The sequence below is a fragment of the Deinococcus hopiensis KR-140 genome (assembly GCF_900176165.1).
GTDB classification, from domain to species: Bacteria; Deinococcota; Deinococci; order Deinococcales; family Deinococcaceae; genus Deinococcus; species Deinococcus hopiensis.
In genome coordinates, this window is record NZ_FWWU01000005.1 from 1 (window position 1) to 20414 (window position 20414).

12 protein-coding genes and 1 pseudogene are annotated in these 20414 nt (G+C 61.5%); 6 read left to right on the forward strand and 7 right to left on the reverse strand.

Annotated elements, in window-relative coordinates; all coding sequences use genetic code 11:
• The 3 genes and pseudogenes from B9A95_RS34465 to B9A95_RS04870 form a co-directional block, all read right to left on the reverse strand.
• Window positions 1-199: pseudogene (locus tag B9A95_RS34465) on the reverse strand (IS701 family transposase); the annotation flags it as partial.
• Window positions 200-218: 19 nt separating this feature from the next.
• A protein-coding gene (locus B9A95_RS04865) for an IS630 family transposase (protein WP_139806462.1) occupies window positions 219-1173 on the reverse strand; the annotation gives its coding sequence in 2 pieces (ribosomal slippage) (window positions 219-821 and window positions 823-1173; 954 coding nt in all).
• Entirely contained in the window at window positions 1170-1457 is a 288-nt protein-coding gene (locus B9A95_RS04870) for a hypothetical protein (RefSeq protein ID WP_084045837.1), read from the reverse strand. The genes B9A95_RS04865 and B9A95_RS04870 overlap by 4 nt, the downstream gene beginning before the upstream one ends.
• Window positions 1458-2006: 549 nt before the next feature.
• On the opposite strand from B9A95_RS04870, the gene B9A95_RS04875 reads away from it, so the two are divergent.
• Window positions 2007-4661, forward strand: a complete 2655-nt coding sequence (locus tag B9A95_RS04875) for a DEAD/DEAH box helicase (RefSeq protein ID WP_084045838.1) — start codon at window positions 2007-2009, stop codon at window positions 4659-4661.
• 2 nt (window positions 4662-4663) lie between these two features.
• On the opposite strand, the gene B9A95_RS04880 is transcribed toward B9A95_RS04875, so the two are convergent.
• The 4 genes from B9A95_RS04880 to B9A95_RS04900 form a co-directional block, all read right to left on the reverse strand.
• Complete coding sequence (locus B9A95_RS04880) at window positions 4664-5983, reverse strand: McrC family protein (RefSeq protein WP_084045839.1); 1320 nt, start codon at window positions 5981-5983, stop codon at window positions 4664-4666.
• Window positions 5980-8325, reverse strand: coding sequence for an AAA family ATPase (locus B9A95_RS04885; protein WP_245808146.1), 2346 nt, complete (start codon window positions 8323-8325; stop codon window positions 5980-5982). Before B9A95_RS04885 ends, B9A95_RS04880 begins: the two co-directional genes overlap by 4 nt.
• A 441-nt stretch (window positions 8326-8766) precedes the next feature.
• Window positions 8767-13608: a RecQ family ATP-dependent DNA helicase gene (locus B9A95_RS04890; RefSeq protein WP_139806463.1), complete on the reverse strand. Its 4842-nt coding sequence runs from the start codon at window positions 13606-13608 to the stop codon at window positions 8767-8769.
• A gap of 353 nt (window positions 13609-13961) precedes the next feature.
• Window positions 13962-15251 (reverse strand): hypothetical protein, encoded by a 1290-nt coding sequence (locus B9A95_RS04900; protein ID WP_245808147.1) that lies wholly within the window; start codon window positions 15249-15251, stop codon window positions 13962-13964.
• A 382-nt stretch (window positions 15252-15633) separates the two neighbouring features.
• On the opposite strand from B9A95_RS04900, the gene B9A95_RS04905 reads away from it, so the two are divergent.
• From B9A95_RS04905 to B9A95_RS04925, 5 genes are all read left to right on the forward strand, one after another.
• On the forward strand, window positions 15634-15903 hold the full coding sequence (locus tag B9A95_RS04905) for a hypothetical protein (RefSeq protein WP_084045844.1): 270 nt from the start codon (window positions 15634-15636) through the stop codon (window positions 15901-15903).
• Window positions 15904-16252: 349 nt separating this feature from the next.
• Window positions 16253-17041: a hypothetical protein gene (locus B9A95_RS04910; RefSeq protein WP_139806464.1), complete on the forward strand. Its 789-nt coding sequence runs from the start codon at window positions 16253-16255 to the stop codon at window positions 17039-17041.
• Window positions 17038-18342 carry a hypothetical protein gene (locus tag B9A95_RS04915; protein ID WP_084045846.1) on the forward strand — a complete coding sequence of 435 codons (1305 nt, stop codon included), beginning with the start codon at window positions 17038-17040 and terminating at the stop codon, window positions 18340-18342. The genes B9A95_RS04910 and B9A95_RS04915 overlap by 4 nt, the downstream gene beginning before the upstream one ends.
• A gap of 358 nt (window positions 18343-18700) precedes the next feature.
• Window positions 18701-19270 (forward strand): hypothetical protein, encoded by a 570-nt coding sequence (locus tag B9A95_RS04920; protein WP_084045847.1) that lies wholly within the window; start codon window positions 18701-18703, stop codon window positions 19268-19270.
• Between the two features lie 328 nt (window positions 19271-19598).
• Entirely contained in the window at window positions 19599-19856 is a 258-nt protein-coding gene (locus B9A95_RS04925) for a helix-turn-helix domain-containing protein (protein ID WP_084045848.1), read from the forward strand.
• Window positions 19857-20414 lie beyond the last annotated feature (558 nt).

Here is a 20414-nt window from a genome sequence, read left to right on the forward strand (position 1 = left end):
TGGATCGTCGGGGAATACACCCGGCGATCTCCCTTCGAATCGCTGGTAGGGTCTCTCCGAACAGATCATCGGGTTGCGACAGGCGCAGCCATTGCAGGAAGAGGAGCGCCACCAGGCAGAGCACCGCATGATGATGGAGACCCTGCCAACTTCGGCCTTTGAAGTGATCCAGTCCCACCTCCTGTTTGAGCTCGCGGTGTCCCAACTTAGAGCATTTGTCATAAAGGCGCCGAAGGGTAGGCATGCCGGAACCAGGCAGTAATGTCCTGCGCGCGAACCGCCTGCAAAGCAGTTCCAAGAGTAGAGATGAGACTGTCGATGGTTCGGCAAGCCCTTGCTCTTACGACGGCTTTGATCTTGGAGAACATCATTTCAATGGGACCCAAGTCGGGACTATAGGGGGGAAGGAACAAGAGCTGACACCCCCGTGCCTCAATGAGCACGCGAACGGAGGCTCGATGATGAGAAGACAGATTGCCCATGACAACGACCTGTCCTGGCTGTAAGGCAGGACAGAGCAGGTGGCGGACGTACCATTCGAACGCTGAACCATGGACCGCCCCAGTCAGGACGAACGGGACCATGGGTCCCGTAAGTTGTCGGGCGCAAATCAACGTCTGATTGCGTCCGTGATCCCTGGGAACATGGCCCTGAGCGCGCTCAGAACGGTGAGCACGGGCGTACCCACGTGTCATTGCTGTATGAAAACCACGCTTGTCCAGGAAGACCAATTGTTCCGGATGCGTGAGATAGGGAGCCAGATCATTTAGAAACTGCTGTCTGTGCTCTTCACTTCGTTCGCTCGCGACCAGCGTTTTTTTTATGGGTGATGTGGTGCTTGCGAAACACCCGGTCCACTGTTTTAAAACTGACCTTTAATCCTGTCGCTTCTTCGAGCATGCGAGCATGCTCGACCAAGGTCGCGTCCCGATGCGTTTCGAGTTGCTTCAACAGTTGCTGTTCGTGGAGGAGGGTGACACGTGGAGGACGTCCAGAAGACCGACCCACTTCGTGGAGTGTTCCCAAGCGCTGCTTTTCCAGATATGTATCAACGGTTTCGACGCGCATTCGGTACAACCGGGCGACTTCTTGCCGGCTCTGTCCGCCTTCTACCGCCGCCACCACTCGTTCTCGCAAATCCAGACTGTATCCTCGACCCCCGACTGGCTTCATTCCTTTATGATGACAAATGCTCTAAGGGCACGAGCTCTTGCCAAAACCTTGTGCAGGTGCAGGCCTTCATCCACCAGGCCTTTGAGGCCCACGGCATCGCGCTGCCAGAAGTTGAATTCCAGGCGGTGGGTGCGGAGCGGCCAAGCCCTTTTCAAGTCTGGTTGCGGACCCCTGATCAGCGCTGCATCACCACGGCGCATTTCTCGAGATCCGCCCAGGAACTGCAGCTTGAGGGCATTGAGCCTGTCTGGCGGTACCGCTGCTGCCCCTATGGCTGCGTCCATTGGCGGCCCTGTTCAGGAGCAGCGCCTTCGCTGAGCTCGAGAGCCACTACAGGAGCGTGATACGGAATCAAAGTGATTCCTGTATACGGTTGGATTTATGATTAAAATACAGATTACGTCTGGGAAGGCATGGAGAGATATGACCTCATAACCGTATAATCGAGAATCATCCTTATTCCGTATGATTCAGCGGAGGAACTCATGATGCGGGCGGCAGGAGATTAGGGCCGAGGCCTTGACCGACGACAAGCTGAAGGAGATGGGGACGAACCCCCACAGGGAAACGAGAAAGGCTCAGCCAACGGGCAGGTAGGTTTCAGGTTGGCCTGGGAGCTGTACGCTTCGCGTCGATAGTGCGCCATGCTGCCCAGCGGGAGCACGCCCGTAAGGCAGATGTCATACGAAAACGCAAACACTTGCAGTATCCGCCAGCGCTGCGTCATCGACTGACACGGCGGCTGACACTTCGTCCGCGTCATTCGATGTCGCGGCTCTATCCCACACTGCGGGCACAACGGGAGCGGCCAGCGCCCCACAGGAGGTTCACCCATGACCACGATGCCCCAGCTTCCCCCCTATAACGGTGCTCAGACCTCCTCCTGGTCCGAAACCCACGTTCTTGAATTGCCAGAGCGCGAGGCCCGCACCGTGCCTCTGGGCGACCTGCCGAGCAGTGAAGTGGTAAAGCGTTACTTGCGTAGTGCCTTTCCAGGCGGCATCTATACCCACCAGGCCGACGCCGCGACCTGCGCTGCCAGCTACGAGGACTTCGCGGTCACCACCGGCACCGCCAGCGGAAAGACGCTGTGCTTCCACCTCGCCGCGCTCGAGGCCCTATCCACCCTTCCGGAAACGAAGGTGGTCGTCCTCTATCCTCAGAAAGCACTCGGAGCCGAGCAGGAAGGACGGTGGAAGGAGACGCTTCAGGCAGCAGGCGTTGATGCCCGAGTGGGCCGCATTGACGGTGCCGTGCCGGTCAGCCAGCGGGAGCTGATCCTCGACACCTGCCGCGTCGTCATCCTCACGCCGGACGTCTTGCACGCCTGGCTGCTCAGCAACCTCGCCCGCAAGTCTGTCCGCAACTTCATCCGTGCCACCCGCCTGATGATCATCGATGAGGTGCACACGTTCACCGGCGTGTTCGGGAGCAACGCCGCATTCCTGTTCAGGCGCTACGAGCACGCCCTGAAGACGTTGACCCGCAAACGGCTGCAGTACGTGTGCGCCTCGGCCACCATCCAGGATCCCGCCGAGCACCTCATGCTCCTGACCGGGCGAACCTTCACGCTGATCGGTCCGGACCGCGACGGCTCGCCCCGGCAGCCGGTCAGCCTTCACTTCCTGCGGCCCACTGAACCTGGCCGGGACCTGCTCACCGGAGCGGCGAGCCTACTGCACGACCTCGCGGCAGATGGCCAGAAGTTCCTGTGCTTCAGCGACTCGCGCAAGCAAACCGAGAACCTGGCGAGCATCATGGCCCGCCGCCCGGATGTGGACGACGCCGAGGACTCGGACGACCATCCGCTGGACAGCTCGCCCCTCGCCAAGCTGCGTGTCCTGCCGTACCGCAGCGGCTACGAGTCCCGGGACCGGACGGAGATCCAGGCGCGTCTTACCCGCGGCGACCTGGACGGCATCATCTCCACCAGTGCCCTGGAACTCGGCATGGACATTCCGCACCTCGACGCAGTCGTGCTGCTCGGCGTCCCAGCTTCCAGCACGTCGTTGCATCAGCGGATTGGCCGCGTGGGCCGCCGCCGGCCCGGCCGGGTGCTGATCCTCGATTCGGGTTCCGCCAGCGACGCCCTGCTGTTTGAACGGCCGGAAGAGGTGCTCACTCGGCCCCTCGCGGACGGCGCGCTGTACCTCGAGAACCAGAACATTCAGTGCATCCATGCCATCTGCCTTGCGCGCGCTGGCGGGGAACACGACGCCCTGATGACTGCTCTGGACCGTGAAACCGACTCGGAAATCGACACGCCGGTTACCTGGCCTGATGGATTCCTCGATCTGGTTGCCCGTGAGCGGTCGGGTACCCTGCCTCCAGCGCTTCACGTGCTGCGCGCCCAGGCAGGTGACCGGCCCAATCACGCCTTCCCACTCCGGGACGTGGAAACCAGCTATAAGGTTGAGCTGCGGCAGGGCAACGGCCCACAGGAACTCGGCACACTCTCTTACGGTCAGGTGATGCGCGAGGCCTACCCAGGTGCTGTGTATCTGTATGCCACCCGGGCATACCGGGTGACCCGCATCAATCCGCTGTCCCGCACCGTGCACGTCCGCCCTGAGAAACGCTTCTCCACCAAGCCCAGCTGCCTGCCCACCCTGGCTTTCCCGAACTTCGATGCCGGCAGTGTCTACCAGGCAGCCCAGCACGGACAGCTTCAGGCAGTGGACTGCGACGTCATGATTTCGGAGAACGTGGTTGGCTTCGATGAGCGCCGTGGACCGAATACCTTTCATAGCGCGTACCCACTTGATCCCCACCAGACCGGCATCTATTTCCAGCAACCGCGCTTCTCCCGCAACATGTACACCACCGGGATCGTCCTGCACCACGGTCTCCTGCAGGGAGACGTGCCTCGGGGCCGCCTTGCTGAGATCGTTCTCGACGCCTTCCAGCTCACGGTGCCCTTTGAGAGCCGCGATATTGGCGTCACCACGGATAAGCTCCGTGTGGAGCGCCCTGGCCTGCCCAAAGGAGACGGCGTGGTCGTTATCTATGACCAGACGTACGGTAGCCTGCGGCTTTCCGGCCGGCTGCTGGGTGACGACGTTCTTCCGCGTGTGCTGGAGACGGCCGCGAGCCTCGCCGCTTATGACCTTGAGATGGCTCCAGACGATGAAGGCCTCATGCGCGTTCACACCGCCTTACAGCAGCTTGCCCTGGAAGCTACGCGCACGCGGCGGACGCCCGCATGGGCCGAAACCGCTCCGCCCATTCCCGAGGACGGCGAGCGTGTCCAGGTCCTTTTGGAGGGCACGACCGGCATCTGCCTGCTGCACGACCACCGGGAGATGAAGATCGCGCAGGTGTACTACAGTCCTCGTTCCGGCCTGCAGTACAAGGGCAGGCTCTGCACGGACAATGCCTGGGATACCCACCTCACGGTCGTTCCCGTGGGAGGAGTGCAGGCGATTCCTGGGGTCAGCGAGCTCGGGTGGTATGACCTGGACCTCGGAGAGATCGTCGCAGATGGGTGAGTCTACCGTGCTTGAGCATCAAGCCCCGCTTCGCATGGAATCGAGGGAGAATCAGATTCAAGGTCAACGGTCAGCAGCGTGAGCTCCCGACCATCCCCGAGGATGATGGGGGCAGACAACCGGGGGAGGCCGTCGAGGTGCGGGTAAATCAACCAGAGCGGTTTCCGTGACTCTGATGACTGCTGATGGAACACATGGCTATACGCCAACATCTGATAAGCATCGGCGTTGGTGATGTCATAGGTGGGCCCGCCACCTGGTTTAAGCCTCTTCCACTTCGTATCGGCAATGACGACTTGCTTGTCGGGCATTGTGATGCGTAGATCAGGACGAAGGGGGAAGGCCCGTTGGCCATTCACTCGTCCCAACGCGTGGTCTGTCACCTGCGTCTCGATAAGCCAGTTCGGGTACTGCACGCGCAACAGGTGAGCGACATACCCTTCGTACACCTTGTTCATATCGAAGAGGACGGCGTGAGCCCTGGCTGTGATGCCGCCCACCAGCGGGTTGAGCTCGTACAACACCAAGCGGCAGAGGGCCTCCAGAGCAGCGAAGTGCGCGTGCCCACGCTCCAGCCGCCACGCCGAAAAATCACGCTGAATATCCTGGCTTGGGGACACACGCTCAAGCGCCACCAGGAGTTCTCGAGCCAGGTGCCGGGTGGGCTGCAGCCGCGTCATACGAGAGACCCGTTCCACAGTCAGGCGAGTCAGGCGGGTTTCCGGTCTGTCGGGCAAAAACTCGTCGTACACCACGTTCAGTCGATGCGCATGTTGAGGCGGCTGCCGCATCTGCCGGGGCAGGTCCAGCCGGCCCCGCAACGAAGCGCGTTCCTCATACACCGGCACGTAGGTGTGAGGAAGACCGCGCCTCACGGCGACTTTGATTCCCTCCAGAACAGAGCGGAGCAGGACTTCAAACAGGGGCATCCGCGTGGCGTCCAGGTCAGCAGGAGGGGCGACAAGAAAGCGCTCGTCCGTCGCCACCAGCATGCGCAAAAGAAGAGTGCGGCTGCGCCCAGGAGACGCCAGTGGGTCCGAGTGCCGAGTGCCCGGACGCTCATGGGTCTTTGGAAGGATCTCCACGGTGGTTCCGTCCGGAGTGCGGACCAGTCCAACCCATTGGGTGAGTTTCAAAGACGTCTGCCCGCCCACCCTCGTGGGGACAGCGACGGGATTCAGCTCCTGGGTTTTCTCGAGCACAAGAGCTTCGACAGCGTCGAAGGCCTCCTCGCTGAGGACGGTTATATTCCCGTCGCCCTGACTGCTGACCTTCCCCCGGACCAAAAAGTCATGTTCTCGGACGCTCAGGTGCACACTCACGCCCCAAATGGGAAGACGTCCGGCGACATGCGGCTGTAGACGAGGGTGAAGGCCTCCAGTTCTCCAAACGCAGCCTCATTGACGCGGTACCGGACCTCATCACCCACCTTGTCCTGGTGCACAAATTGAAGGTGCCGTTCTTTCCCTTGATCTGCGAGCACCTCGCGAATCCTGGCCCAATCATCGAAGAAGTACTCCTCGAGTTGTGGCAGGATGCGTTCCCGCAAGGCACTTGCGACGCCCTCGAGTGTGGCGGGCAGGCCCAGCAGATAGGCATGACCAATCACCTGTTCACGGCTGAGCAACTGCTGGATCCGGTCGTTGATGGCGTACAGGAACTTTCTCAGGTCAAGTTCGCGTCCATCAAGGTTGAGCACTGGTAGGACCGCAGGTTCAGGCCAGACGGGATGGAACACGAATCGCCGGCGCAGGGCCGTATCCAGCTGGGTCAGGCTCCGGTCGGCCGTATTCATGGTGCCGATGATGTAGAGCGAGTCTGGCACACTCAATTGCCGCCGGCTGAGAGGCAGCTTAACGGTTAATGCTTCTGGTCGCCCCGCGCGCTTCTCGGGCTCCAGCAAGGTAATGAGTTCACCGAAAATTTTAGCGACGTTGCCCCGGTTGATTTCGTCAATGATCAGGACGTGGCGAGATGCAGGACGGTTTGTGCGACTGGGCGAAGCTGTAGAGCCAAGGTGAAGGCGCTGCAGCACCTCCAGGGCAGTGGCCCCTGCAACGCGTTGCAGGGTAGGAGGCGCGAATTTCCGACCAGTGATGTCCTGAGCAGCAACGTCCAACTCCGTGGCCAGCCAGTGGACTGGTCTCGCGTGAGCGTAATCATCAGCGAACAGCGGGTCGCTGTTCGGGTCAAAGTGATAATCACCGTCAACGAGGCCTACAGCGCCAATACTGTCAGCACTCTTCGCCAGCAGAACCATATCCCCGAAGCGCATGGCATCCCGGAACAGCATCTGCGAGGGATTGGGTTCCTCCTCGCTCAGGGTGTTTAAATCCTGCGGACTCTTCTTCCAGCTACCGACGCGTATCTCTCCTCGTTCCAGACAGCGATCGCGTACAGGGCTGACCGTATTCGTACCGTCTATGTAAATCCGCCACACCTGGGCGTCGTGCCGCATGGCCTGATGGGCCTGTATAACTGGCTGTCTGGCTGCTGTGGGCCCAGCAGGAAGTAGAGTTCCGCCTGCGGCGCGAACAGCTTCCAAAAAGAGGCCGTCTTCCAGCTGGTAGTTTAGCTGCCCGTCATGCATGACTGGCTTGATGCCTTCGATAAAGTCTTCGTAGCCGAAGGACTGATGAAAAGTTACAAACGAAATAGCGCCTGCAGCGAACCATTTATCGTAACGGGCTTTAAGAGCTGCACGGTCGGCGAGTGTGGACGCCAGAAAGTCTGGGTCCAGGATGGCCAGAGCTCGCTCGATGACTTGATAGGTTTTGCCAGTTCCAGGAGGGCCATACAAAATCTGGTTTCGTTGTACGGAGTCGCTGTTTACAACATCTCCGAGAATTTCCTCACGGTGGCCGTGCGCCTCAAGCATCTCGGTCCCCTTTGCCTCTTGCTCTGTGGTCTGCGTTAAGCCGAGTCTTGCTTGCCTGACCTCAGAGGGGATCTTTGAGAGCATGCCCATCCATTGACCAAAGACAACTTCTCTCCCTTGTTGATCTTGGAAGATCCATCCTGAGGAGCCCCCACCTTTTCGCAGCAGAATCACGCTTGACGCGGCAGTTGCAGACTCAAAAGCAGTGTCTGTTGTAAACTCGAATAAATGCGAATCCGGCTTTTCTCTTAAGACGTCTTTATCGATCAGCTGCTGCTTGATTTCCCTTTTCTCGGAGTCCATTGATTTCACGGCCTCGCTGCCTGCCAGAACAACAAATCTCCCTTTGCGCATTTGGGCGTAGGCGGTGAGAAGATCAGTCTTCAGAGTAAATACTGGCGTATCTTTATCTCCCCAGAACCAAGTAAGCCATTGCCCATGCGTTTGCTTTTTTCCTTCTGAATCGCGAACAAACCATTCGCGAATTCCATTGACCATTCGCCCTGCCACAATGCAGCCTGCTTCTGTGCTGCCATTGAAATCTTCATCGCGCACAAAACGCAATTCACCACTTGAGGGATCTGGCTGTAGTACGCCTTCATCCAAAAGGCGCCGACGATGATCTTTATAGCCAGCTGGAACATAACGTTCATAGCTATCCGTCACTTGTGCCCGTGCCTGACTTCCGGCAAGAACAGTGAAGCGGCTGCCGTGTGGTCGCCCCTTGGCCTTCACGCCTACGGTTTCCAACTCAAAAGTGGGAAATTGATCTTCTGTGCCTGGCAACTTGGAACTCCTCTTGGAAAAACTTCTGCGCGGAAGTTCAAAAAATTTAGGATTTGTAGGGGTGGTTATCTGGAGCGAAAGTGGCTCTCATGCCGAATAATCGTACGGAAAGAACTTTTGCTGTATTCATAGCTGCCTCTCGATGCTTCAGGACCAGGGCCTCCCTGCCTACAGCGTGCCGGTCAGTATCTTCCGGAACGGGGTATTTCCTCCTCAAGTCGGGTAATCCCGGGAGTTGTCTCCTCATAATTCGGTGTCGAATCGAAGCGGTCATCGCAAGTACGAACCATCTTACTGAAGTTTGCCCTGAAGCCACATTCCTCCCCAGCTTTCCCAGCACGTGCTGTTGGTCTGGCTCCGCATCGTCAGAATTAAGGACAAGCACTTCCTCCCTGGTCAGGCTGAGGCTGAGCAACTCGCCGCTGCCCAGCAGTGGCACCCTTAGGGTTTGAGAGGTTCCTCCACCTCGAAGGTGGGCAGCACGTGGTAATGGTGGGTTTCCGTGCCCATGTACCGCGCGATGGTGTACCACTCTTCGTCACGTTCGCAGCGCAGGACGGTAGCTCCTGCGGCGCGAACTGTTCCGCTCGCTCGGCTGAGCCGCTGATTGAGCCTGCCGTTGCGGCTGAGGCGAGCGACGGGGCCGTGGACGCTGTAAAGCCGCTGATTTTGCAGGCGTAAAGCGCCCCATTGGCTGGCATACACCTGAACAGCTGCACGGCCTGGCGCTTCCAGCACTTCGGGCGCACTGACGTACAGGTCGCCTGGGTCACCGTCCAGGCTGTAGCGAATCCGGGAGGGGAGACGCTCCCCTGTAGGCAATGGGAAAGGCTGGACGCCCAGGTCCTTCAACGCGGTCTGGTAGTCGCGGTTGAGGAGGGTGGGATGGCAATCCTCTTCCTTACGGAGCAGGGTGACGCTTTGTCGGGCGCGCGTGAGGGCCACGTAGAGCGCCCGGGTATCGTCCGGTGGCGTGTCCAGCCCATGGCGCCGCAACCCCTCGTTGAGAATGAAGACATGGTCGAACTCACTGCCTTTGGCACTGTGGTAGGTGCTGAGGATCACGCCTCCCCGGGCGAGGGGTTTGGCTGCGTCAATCCGGAGGGCCAGTGCACCCCAGGTGGTGTCCTTCAGATCCTGGGTAGCGTTGAGAATGGCAGGCCAGGCCCGGTCCTGGGCGCTGAGCCCCAATTGGATGCGGAGGGCTTCCAGCGTGCCGTGCGCGTTTGAAGTGGGCGCGTCAGGTTGAGCCGTCAGGGCGTCACGGAGGGCTGCACCGATGAGGCTGCTCGCGGGGCGGAGCTGATCGTGCACGTTGTACAGCTGGTACAGCACGCCAGCTTCCCGCAGGGTGTGCTGCACCTCGTGGAGGTGCGTCCACTCCCGAGCAAGCACGGCGATTTCGTGCGGGAGCGTGCCCTGTTGAATGAGTCGGGCGAGCTCTCGCGCCAGGCCCAGGGCCGCATGGTAGCGGTGCCGGTACCGGCCGATACGCACGTCCCCCTCTCCGTCCCGAACGCTCACGACCCGCCCGGCGGTGCCTTTCAGGCGGGCTTCCTCGGGAAGGGCGGCTTCGATAAAGGCATTGGCGGCCTGGACGATTCTTGGGCGACTGCGGTAGTTCGCGAGGAGGGGGACGACCTTCTCGTCGGCAATGTCGTAGTCCTGCCGGAACCGCCGAATGAACTCGATGCTCGCGCCCTGGAAGGAGTAGAGATTCTGATCGTCGTCGCCTACAGCGACGAGATAGCCGGGCTGCTCGCGTTCATCCTCGTCGGCACCTTCCGGACCTCCCAGCCGGTCAAAGGAGGCGAGCAGGGTGACCAGGTCGTACTCTGCGCCCTTGATGTCCTGGTACTCGTCGACGAGGACATACTGGTACGGAGCGGGCTGCTCACGCAGGTGAATGACCGCTTGAGAGATCAGCCAGGTGAAGCGGTCTCCGGCGGGCAGCTCCCGGGGCGCGTCACGTTCACTCAGACCCGTGAGTTTGCGCGCCAAGCCGTGAAAGGTCAGCACGTCCACGTGTAGGCCACTGCCACCCAGCAGGGCCGCGAGGCGCTCACGCACCTCAGCGACCGCTGTCCGGTTGTAGGCAAGAACCAAGACCCGCTCGGGGTTCACGTCCCGCAGAGCAACCAGATTGGCCACGCGGTGCACGATCGTGCGCGTCTTGCCACTGCCGGGCCCAGCGAGGACCAGGATCGCGCGGCTTTCGTCGTCCGTGACCACCCGAAGCTGCGCTTCGCTCAGTCCCCCGAGGATTCGCTCGCGTTGCTCCGGAATTTGCGGAGTCGCAGCTGCTTCTGGGTGGGGCAGGTGGCGCTGACAGAACGTTTCGAGCGGCACTGTGAAGTAGTCGCGGAGCAGGTCGACGCGGACCGCTTCGTCCGGCTGCTGAAGCAGGTGCCTCATCACGTGGAGGCGCCGGGCCCGGTCCGCGTAATGCAATTCCAAAGGTCGGAACGCCGCCTTGTTGTAGGCGCGGCGGTCGCCGCGCTGAAGGTAGAAGACGCTGCCCGTCTCACTCTCCCCTCGGGCGACATTTGCGAGTCCCAGGTACTGAACCGCATACAGGGCCTCCAGGGCGTCCAGACCGCCGAGTTCTGCCTCGTACTGCGCGTCGAGGTCCGCGGCGTTCAGCTCCAATGCCTCCCCGCCCAGTAAGTCACTCAAGCGCTTGATGAGGCCGTCCGCCAGTGCGCGAACACCCACCCACCGCTCTTCGGCGTCCGCCAGCCACTGCGGGGGACTCACGCCTTCCTGCACGGGTTGCAGGTGAACGTGGAAGGTATCCCGGCGACTGCGGACGATGTCCAGGGCCTGCAGGACCCGCAGGGCCGTGAGGAGGTTCGCCTGACGGTGTCGGCGGCGCACGTCCTCCCCCACAGGCTGCAGGTTCAGGCGGGTGAGGTCTGCGTCTGGATGTTCCCGCAGGTGGGCCGCGAACGCCCGCAGACTGGCGCTGCAGGCGTCAAGCTGGGTCCTGGCTCCACGGCGCGCGCGAAGGGCCACTGGGTAGCTCCACCGGGCGTGCCCACTGCGCACGAGTTGCCGCGCGGCCGTCACGATCTTGGAGAGGCGCAGTCCAGCCAGCAGAGCGGTCTCACGCACGTCCAGTGAAACTTCGTCCCCAGCACGGTGGCCACGGGCCCGCAGCAGGGTCAGGAGCGGCAGTGCGTCCACTCCGGGCGCGGCACTGCTTTCCAGCAGGCGGAGTTGTAAGCGGGCCGGTTGCTTCTCGCCTTCCCGCACGAGGCTGTAAGCCTCCAGGGCGAACAGGGCGACCCGCGCTTGGGTGGTGAGCTCCTCGGGGTCATCGCGGGACAGGATGTCCCCGAACTCCAGGCTGGACACCCAACGGGCATTCGGGGGTAACTCCAAGCGCTTCTTGACGAGGTCCCAGCAGTCCTTGAGGGCCTTGGGTCCGCCCAGCCGTCCCTGCGATTCGAGCCGGAACGCCTGCAGGAAGTCCCGTTCGTCCCACAGCATCAGGGCGTGCCCCTGCTCGCCGGGTTGCCGGGCCACGCGCCCAATCTCCTGCAGGTAAGCTTCCGGCGCACTCGGCGGCCCAGCGTGGATGACCGTGTGGATACCGGGTCGGTCGATGCCCATGCCGAAGGCGCTCGTGGCCACCACGACGTCCAGGTCGCCGTCCTTGAAGGCCTGGAGGACCCGGAGTTTCTCCGCTGCGGGAATGCGGGCGTGATAGGGCGCGGCGCGCAGGCCCACGCGTTCCAGCGCCTCCGCGTGACTCTCGCACAGGGCCCGGCTCCGCACGTACACGATGGCGACCCCTTGCCCACGCCGCTCGGTGAGCACCCGAGCGATGACGTTGAGCCGTTCGCTGTGCGGCACAACCTGCAGCTCCGTCTGGATCTCCGAACGCCACTGAAAAGGTGCGGTGTCCGGCACCCGGTGCATCGGGCGGCCGAGCAGCCCCTGCAGTTCGTTCACGAAGCGCGTCTCGAGGTCCTGCACGACCTTCAGGGTGGCCGTGGCCGTCACGAAGCCCACCAGCGGCGCTTCTCCTCCGGCGTGGATCTCCCGAATAACCTGGGGGATGCGGAGAAAGTCCGGGCGGAAGTCCATGCCCCACTGGCTGAGCGTATGCGCCTCGTCGAGTACCCAAAGGGCGGGCTTGCGGTGCTTGAGGAGGCGCTGCACTCCAGCGTTCTGCAGCCGTTCCGGGCTGACGTACAGCAGGTCGGTGCGTCCCTCCCAGACGTCCTCAAGGATGCGGCGTTGCTCAATGGGGCTCTGCGAGGACGCCAAGAAAGCGGCGCGGTCCCCCCAGCCGGGGAGGGCGAGCCGCAGATTCATCACCTGGTCCTCCATCAGGGCCTGGAGCGGGGACACCACGATCGTCAGCGCACGCTGGTACTTGCTGAGCAGCAGCGCCGGGAACTGGAAGCACAGGCTCTTGCCGCCCCCGGTGGGAAGCAGGCCCAGCGGCACCACCTCGCTGCCCAGCAGGGCCCGCACAATCTCCAGCTGACCGTCGCGGAAATCGTACCTGGGGCCGTATAGCGCCTGAAGTTCGGAGCGCAAGGCTTCGCCCGTCCAGCCTCCCGGGAAGGTCGCGCGCTCGGCCGCCAGGAAGGTGGGGAACTCATGCATGATCCACGCGGGGCGCCGCAACGCGGGGTCACCGGAACGCAGCAGCCAATGCAGGAACACCACGGCACCCAGATTTCCCCAGCTCCGCTCCGGGAGGGTGTACATGAACGTTTCGAGTGCGCTCCAATCGCCCTGGAGAGGGAGTGCCCGGAGCACAGCCCAATCCCCTACCCCGTCGGGGATCAGGTCGAGGGTCGCGCCGAGTGGGAGCACCCGGCGGGCAACTGCCCGGACCAGCGGGGGCAGGTCGGGGAGAGCGGCAGCACAGCGCACATAGACGTACGCACTTTCCAGGCAGTCCTCGATGGGGTCACTCAGGTGCGCATGCTCCCGGTACAGCTTGTCGAGTGCCTGGGACGGCTCACCAGGAAAGGTGAGGCTGGCCAGCTCGAGCGTGTCCACCAACCGCTTGTCCATATCAACTTGGAAGGGCGTCCCCGTCAACTGTTCCAGCTGAGGGATGTCAAACCGCCGGATGTTATGACCGATCAACCGTTGGACACGCGGGACCACCTGCTCGACTTGCGGCAGGTGCTTAGCGGTGAACAGCCAAGGTTGCCCCCCACTGACCATCGCGCCCACACGGAGGCCACCTTCCTGGACTTCGAGGTCAAGGAAGACGGCCTCCGCGGGCAGATCCGTGGGCCAAGCGCGACTGGGCATACGAGGAAGATAGAGGCTGGGTGGGCGAAAATCGCGCGAATATGCCCCATCCCTGATTGAGCTCAGGAGGGTGCCTCTGCGGTTGCGCGGCTCAGCTGCAGGGCGGCACGCCTACAGCGTGGGCCACCCGGTCGGCATACCGGTTTTGCCAGCTGAACACCGTCAGTTCCGGAGCATACGGACACGCAGGCACAGAAGTGGCACACGTTGCGGTGAGACGGCTGGACCCCCAGGACTCTAGTACTACAGTTGCAGTTGGCGATTCCGTCTCTAAAACACGGGAATTCTCGGGAGGTGACTGGTGGCAGAAAGCCCTTGAACAACAGGTTCCTGGAGCAACTGCAACTGTAGTACTAGGCCATGAACTGCCCCGGCTCCGTCCCAAGGTCCCGGATCGGGAATCCAGTGGCCGCCCTCGCCTCGCGGTTGAGGTGGTGCATCAGCAATCTGCCGGGCGTCTCGATCCGCTGTCCTTTCATCCGCCACTTCTCCAACCGTTTGGTCCAGTAGCGGACCTTGGGGACGCCCAGGTGGACCAGGGCCTTGTAGTAGCCGATGGCCGCCACCATGTGCGTCTCCTTCTCGTCGTGGTGGACAGCGATCCGTACGGCGATTTCCCAAATGGCCGGGTTACTGTTTCGCAACCTGTCTATACAACCCCCCAGGGTGTCGTCGTCCAGATCAACACGGTCTCCTGCCCGCGAGATCAGGGCCGCACTGTCAATCCAGCCCAGCAGCTCCTGCCTGGCCTCCTCGGCGCTCTGGTGGTCTGCGGAAGCCCCTCCCAGGCGGTCGGTGAGTTTTCCACAAGCTCCCCCTTGTTTTTGAGTAGTTAAGGGGCTTCCTTTAATGGACTCATCTTGATAGTTGCTGTCTAGGACGGAGAAAAATACATCCACCTCTTGGACGTTCTCTGCCCAGAACTCCATTTCCAACTCCACCGGCATCTCCGGCTCGTACAGGGCCACGGTGAACAGGGTGGCGACGTTGCGCCGGGTCTGGGTGCCCTCCTCTTCCCGCTGCACTTTCTGGGTGCGAATGAACAGGTGCGCCAGCGGGTGCTCCAAAGCACGGTAGAAGGTCGCCGGTGACATGCCACACTCGCAGCGCGCGAAACAGTACCGCTCCCCGTCCACAATCTGCACGACCTGTTCGCGGACCTGTGCGGGCCGTCCGGCCTCGTCTACCTTCAGGTAGCAGTGCTTGCGCAGCTCCTCGACGATCCGCTTGAGGTTGCGTCCCTGGGAGGCATAGAGCTTTCCTCCAGTGAGACTGGTGGTGCTGACGGATTCGAGCACCTGGCTCCACTCTCGGCTGACGCTGCGGCTGAGCTTGGTCAGGTGCTGGGTCGGTGCCCAGGGGAACGTGACGGGCTGGTAGGTCTTCTGGGGCCGGTAACCGGTAGGGACAGGGCGAGCGCGGACGCTCTTGCGGTACAGACCCAGGGCCTTGAGGGCTTCCTGCTGGCTGACCGGAGCACGGGTGTTGGTGGGGGCACTCCCAAGCGGACGCTGGGACTTTGGTGCGGCTTCGGGGTGACCGGCCAAAAGGGCCTGTGCCTGAGCGTTGAGCTGCTGCTTGCGCACCGCCTCAGTGATCACCTCCTGATCACTCTGCCGCCGAAGCGCCCTCACAGGGCCCACGCTCCCTTAGCCATCTTGGGGGCGGTCTGCGTTGTGACCCACCAGTATGGCTGTGCAGAAGAGGGAGGGGTAGCGTAGAGAGGGTGGAGTAATGGGTCAATTGCTTGGGATCGCGAAGGTGTTGCTTGCACAACTTAATGGTCACCTACAGGTGGGTGTGTGTGAAAATAGTCACAAGACTTAATAGCCTGAAATTCTTACCCCCAATTGGAGGTATTGACTTCGAAATAATCTGACAAGTGGGTGGATCGGTTGCGGGTCCTGTTCTTTGGAGAGCGAGTATCAATTGAGAGAGGAAGCGTCCAGGACGCCGGGCGACTGAGCCCAGACCGAGAAGGATGGATGGTTTTCCTCCTCTTACTGTGACCGTTGATGTGAACGCATGACCGAGACCGCTTTCCAGGCGCAGGGCGTGGAGGAGGACTTGCGGACCGAGACATCCAGTCAGTTCAACCGTAAGCGTGTGCACGGCTCTGTCTACCCCCTGTACGGCCAGACAGGAGCCATCGGTGCGTCCGCGCTGATCCCGGGCAGCTATCAGGGCTGCTACGCCTACGCTTCGGATATGCGCGTTACCACTGCAGATCGCCGAACCTACTATTCCCCAGATGTGATGGTTATCTCTTCCAGGATAATGCCGTCTTCAAAGTGACACCATGCCTGCTGGTGGAGGTTCTACCCAGCAGCCACTGCCTACGATGACCACAACGCGAAGTACCACGCGCACGCTGCCCAGCCCCGACTTCAAATTGGGAAAGCTGTACTTAGCTCCTGAACACAGCACGTATTGAGGTGAGATGGGGCGAAAGCGAGCGTCGGGAAGGGGCTACGGCCAACAATCTGTGACCCAGCACTGGGCCTCCTGTTGTCTCGCTAAAGTGCGCCGAAGCTGTCACCGCTGCAACTGTGCAGAATCTTTCTGCCGTACCCCCCCCCATACTCCCGGATTCAGAAAAATGGATTTTCTGAATCCGGGTTGAACATAGATGTGGGAGGTTGATATGGACGAAGACACTAACGACGGACTGTTTCCGGATCTACTGGCGGAGATGGGGCAAGGGGACTTGGGGACGACTATCCGGCAGGGCCAAGAGGGTGAGCTCGAAACGACTTCAGAGTCCGCACAAGGAAAAGATGCTGGCCTGGAACGAGGTAACCCCGAGGAGACGAGTCAACCGGAACCCAAGGTGCAGACGGAGAACGAGGGGCGTGAGGGTAAGCCAGTGGGGGAGGGGCAGTCACCTCAGGAGGCTCAAAAAGACCAGGACGGTGCGCCCACTGGGACTTCAGAGACCTCGGCTGCATGTGCCAATGAAGGCAAAAAGGGAGAGGCGAACGGTACAGGGGCTGATTTGGAGGCGTCTGGCGAGGCGTCAGGGGCCGGTCCAAAGGAGGAGGCGTGTAGCCTAGAGGGGAAGTTGCAGAGGTACAGCGAGGTGCTCAGGGCCATTTCCTTGGGGGGGCGGAAGCTGGTCGTTGATGGGTATGGCAAGGCGATCCGGGACGGCATCATTCGGGCAGTGCCACTGAAAGGGGAGAGGTTCACGATTCGCGTCGGTGGCGACGGTGAGGAGAAGGGGCAGCGTCGGACACTCCCCGACGACATGATTAGAATGACGCCTGAGGTCATGCAGTGGTTCAGCGAGCAGGCGCTGGCGTCGCAGTACGCACACATGATGGCCAGTGGGCGCATTGGCAGTACGGCGGAACGGTTGCGCACCGGTAAGGATGATTTTGATCGCCTGGCTGATTTGCACCGGCAAGTGCTTATTAGCAAGGCGCAAAAATGAAACCGAAGGTCGTCCACGTGGACGACAGAGCCCTCGTCATTCGTCCCTCAGACCTCGAAACGCTGCACCGTCTGCACATCGACGGGGCCTGGCGGACGGACGAGGTGGCCAATAACCTCACCAACGCGGAGGCGTTCACGGTAGCTGAGCTGGTCACGGAGACGGCCACCTCAATAGGAGCGATGACGCTCCTCACGTCTGCGGGACAGGACCTGATCGGTGTCCGTGTCAGGGACAGGAGCAGCCCCGCGCGTCAACTTGACCGGGCCTACGTCCGCCTCTGCCTGCGGGATCTCGGGTGGTCTGCCCTGTCTGAGGTCCAGGACCTACGTCAATACGACACGTCAGGCAGGATGACGGCCGTCCGCATGACGGCCGCCAAGATGCCACCTGAGCTGGCGACGCAGATGGCGGAGTTAGAGGGTGGTCGGGCGCTGGTCATTGGTAAACTGCCCGCTGGCTACTCGCCGAGCGGCATAAAAGAGCTGGTTTGGCGCTTGCGTAGTCAGGCACTGTTCCGTGATTTCTGGGTCGTCATTTTTGCACCTCGGCCAAGGCGTGGTCAGGAGATCGCGTCACAACACCAGGCATGGCTCCGGGTCATCCCCTGGGTGCCAAAGGGCGCTCAATCGTCACAACAACTGTCAGTAACCAGGAGTCCCGATGGCCCCATCCGGCGGCCGGGTGAAGAACAGCGGTATCTGGCCCGGGCGGCAGAGGTCAGGCGGCCTTACGGCAAACCCTGGCTGGACGTCCTGGGGCAGCCGCGTGCTGAGCGGATCGAGGCTTTTAGGCAAGCTCTGGAGGTCGATGGGGTGCTGGCCGAACAGCAGCTATGGCGGTATTTCGGTCTAAAACCGGCCGATCTCGAGGCGGTGCCGTCGGTGGAGGCGCAGGTCAGGCCAATCCACTCTCGTCCGGGCTACGTGGTGCGCACGCGGTTTCACTTGCGGCAGTCACGTCTGCAGTACCGGGACTGGAGTACGCTCTCGCATGCAGCTGGGACGGCGGAGATGCGGCTCCTCAAGGGCATCGCACCTAACCCGGCTCATTACCGGAGTAACGGCCTGATGGGGCGCAAAACGTCCAACAAACCGGACGCCATTTACTACGGCGAGTTTGGGCCGGAGGCACTGGAGTACGACACGGGCTCGTACACGATGGGAGTGATTGAAAGTAAATTGTCTGCCTTTCGCGACAGTGGTTATGACTCCGTGATATGGGGTGTGCCTGCGCCTGAGCGGCAGGCGCGGCTGTCTCGCGATTTGGACCTGTATGTGATTAACCCGCGTTGGTTCTGACACCCACCCTGTCCTCAAGATTCTCTGACCTCCACACACCGTGGAGGTCTTTTTGTCATCAGATTCTGGATACCGGATCGCCGGGTTGCACACTCTTAAGCCCATCAGTTCGGGCCGGACCTCATGCTGTAGAGGTGATGGCCTTCCTTTATGCCCCGGCCAGCGGCCCTCTGCCTGGCCCATAGCTCTTCTTTGCTCCCGAGTTACCCAAGGTTCGCTCGCAGGCCCACCTGCCTTCCGGACCGGGGTACCCAACGTCACCACAAAGCATTCACCCTGGCGGGTGCAGGTCCGTTTCGCATCGCGGTCAGCTGGATCAGATCCAGGCCCACTGACCGGGGTTGCAAAGGAGCCTGACATGATGACCATCACCCGCCTGCACCGCTACGTGCTGGGCCTGACCGTTCCCCCCTCTCGCCCCCATCCTGAGGAGGTAGAGAGTCTGGAAGAAATAGTCCTCCATTCGCCCGCCCGGAGTGTCCTCCGGGCCCAGCTTTCCGCGCCGGGAGTCCTGCGGGGTGGTTTGCTGTTCGGCCACATAGAGGGCAGCCGCTTGCACGTCCTATACGCCGCACCACAGGGGTACCGCGGGTGGCCTTCGTTGACTTCACCTCTGGCCATAGACCCCCGCTACGCCCTGGGATGGGCGGATGCCCTGACCGCGATCTCCTCAAGGTCCCTGGAATGGGTGGGGTCATGGCTGATGTACCCCGATAGTGAGCGTGACGTGCCCGAGCAGGACCTGCGCTGGCTTCGCTGGGGGCAGCGGGCGGGCATTCTTGACGATCAGACGGTCCTGCTGTGCGTGGGTTGGCAGGACGGTGCGATGGTCTCGACTGGCTACAGGTTGCTGGACTCGGAGGTCACGTGTCTGCGCGTAGAGGGAGGTAATAAGCACGCTCACCCGGAAGGGGAAGATGGAGCGTGACGGCGAACGGCCTGCTCTGGTGGAGCGGCGAGCCACCATTGGCGCGCGGAGCGCAGATCATCAGGCAGGCGTTGGCCCTGACTGGGACCTATGAGATGGAATTTGAAGCGCAGCCACTTGCCAGAGACAGCACCAAACCGGCAAGTTGGCGCTAAGGCGCCGCTCCTTTACGGCGTCTTGGCCAAGGACAGCAGTACCAGCCATGGACAGGGGGTCGAGGACGGTTAAAACGAGTGCTTCCGCATTTCTTCTCTCGTCTTACTGTACTGAGACGAATAGTACGTAGATTGACTGTACCGGGTGTAGGATGGGGCGGGACGCTGGCAGAATGCCCAGTACCACGCGTCCCCCCAGTCCCGAACGCTTGATGTTCGGGACGCGTCTCCGCACCGAACGCCACAAAAGAGGGCTGACGCTGGAGGACGTCGCGGATGCTGCCGACATGAACTGGAGCTATATCGCTGGGATTGAGCGGGGCGAGCGCAATGTCGCCATTGATAACATGGCTGCCCTCGCCGCCGCAGTTGGCCTGCCCCTCTGGGAACTCCTGCGCCCTGGGGACACGACCGAGTCTTCCAGTACGTGAGAGGGTATCTGCAACCGGATGGGGAGCATTTGGGAGGAGGGCCAGCCTGAAGGACGCGAGGAACGAGCAGCAGAGGGAGGCAAACGAACCACCCTTGTGAGGCGCGAGGACTTGAAGCGGGGTCAACGACGCGAATGGTTACAGCCACTTCCCCATGGGTGGACTCGTATGACGATGTCGATCGAGGGCTTGCAACTATAGCGGCGCGATGGCGAAGACTCCGAGCGCCGGCCTGGTGCCTGTGACGTGCAGCCGTTGTTCCCGTTCGGCGTGCCAGGTGCCTGTGGCACCTGGCACGCCCACTCGGCCGCGGGGTGAGCGCATGGTAAAGCAGCAGGGAGGCCACTCAAAACCTGGCTTCATGGCGATGCGCACGTCAGGACAGGGGGGCAAAGTCGAAGCACAACCGCGCGTAGAAGCTTTGACGCTGAGGGTCCGCGTTTAGCAAGAGCATGAGGCCCTGCTTGGCAGCAGTAGTCACCAGTGCCCTGCCGTAACCCTAAGCATCCTGACGCGCGGTCAGCACCTTAATGTGAAAGGTAGGCACCTCCACTACCT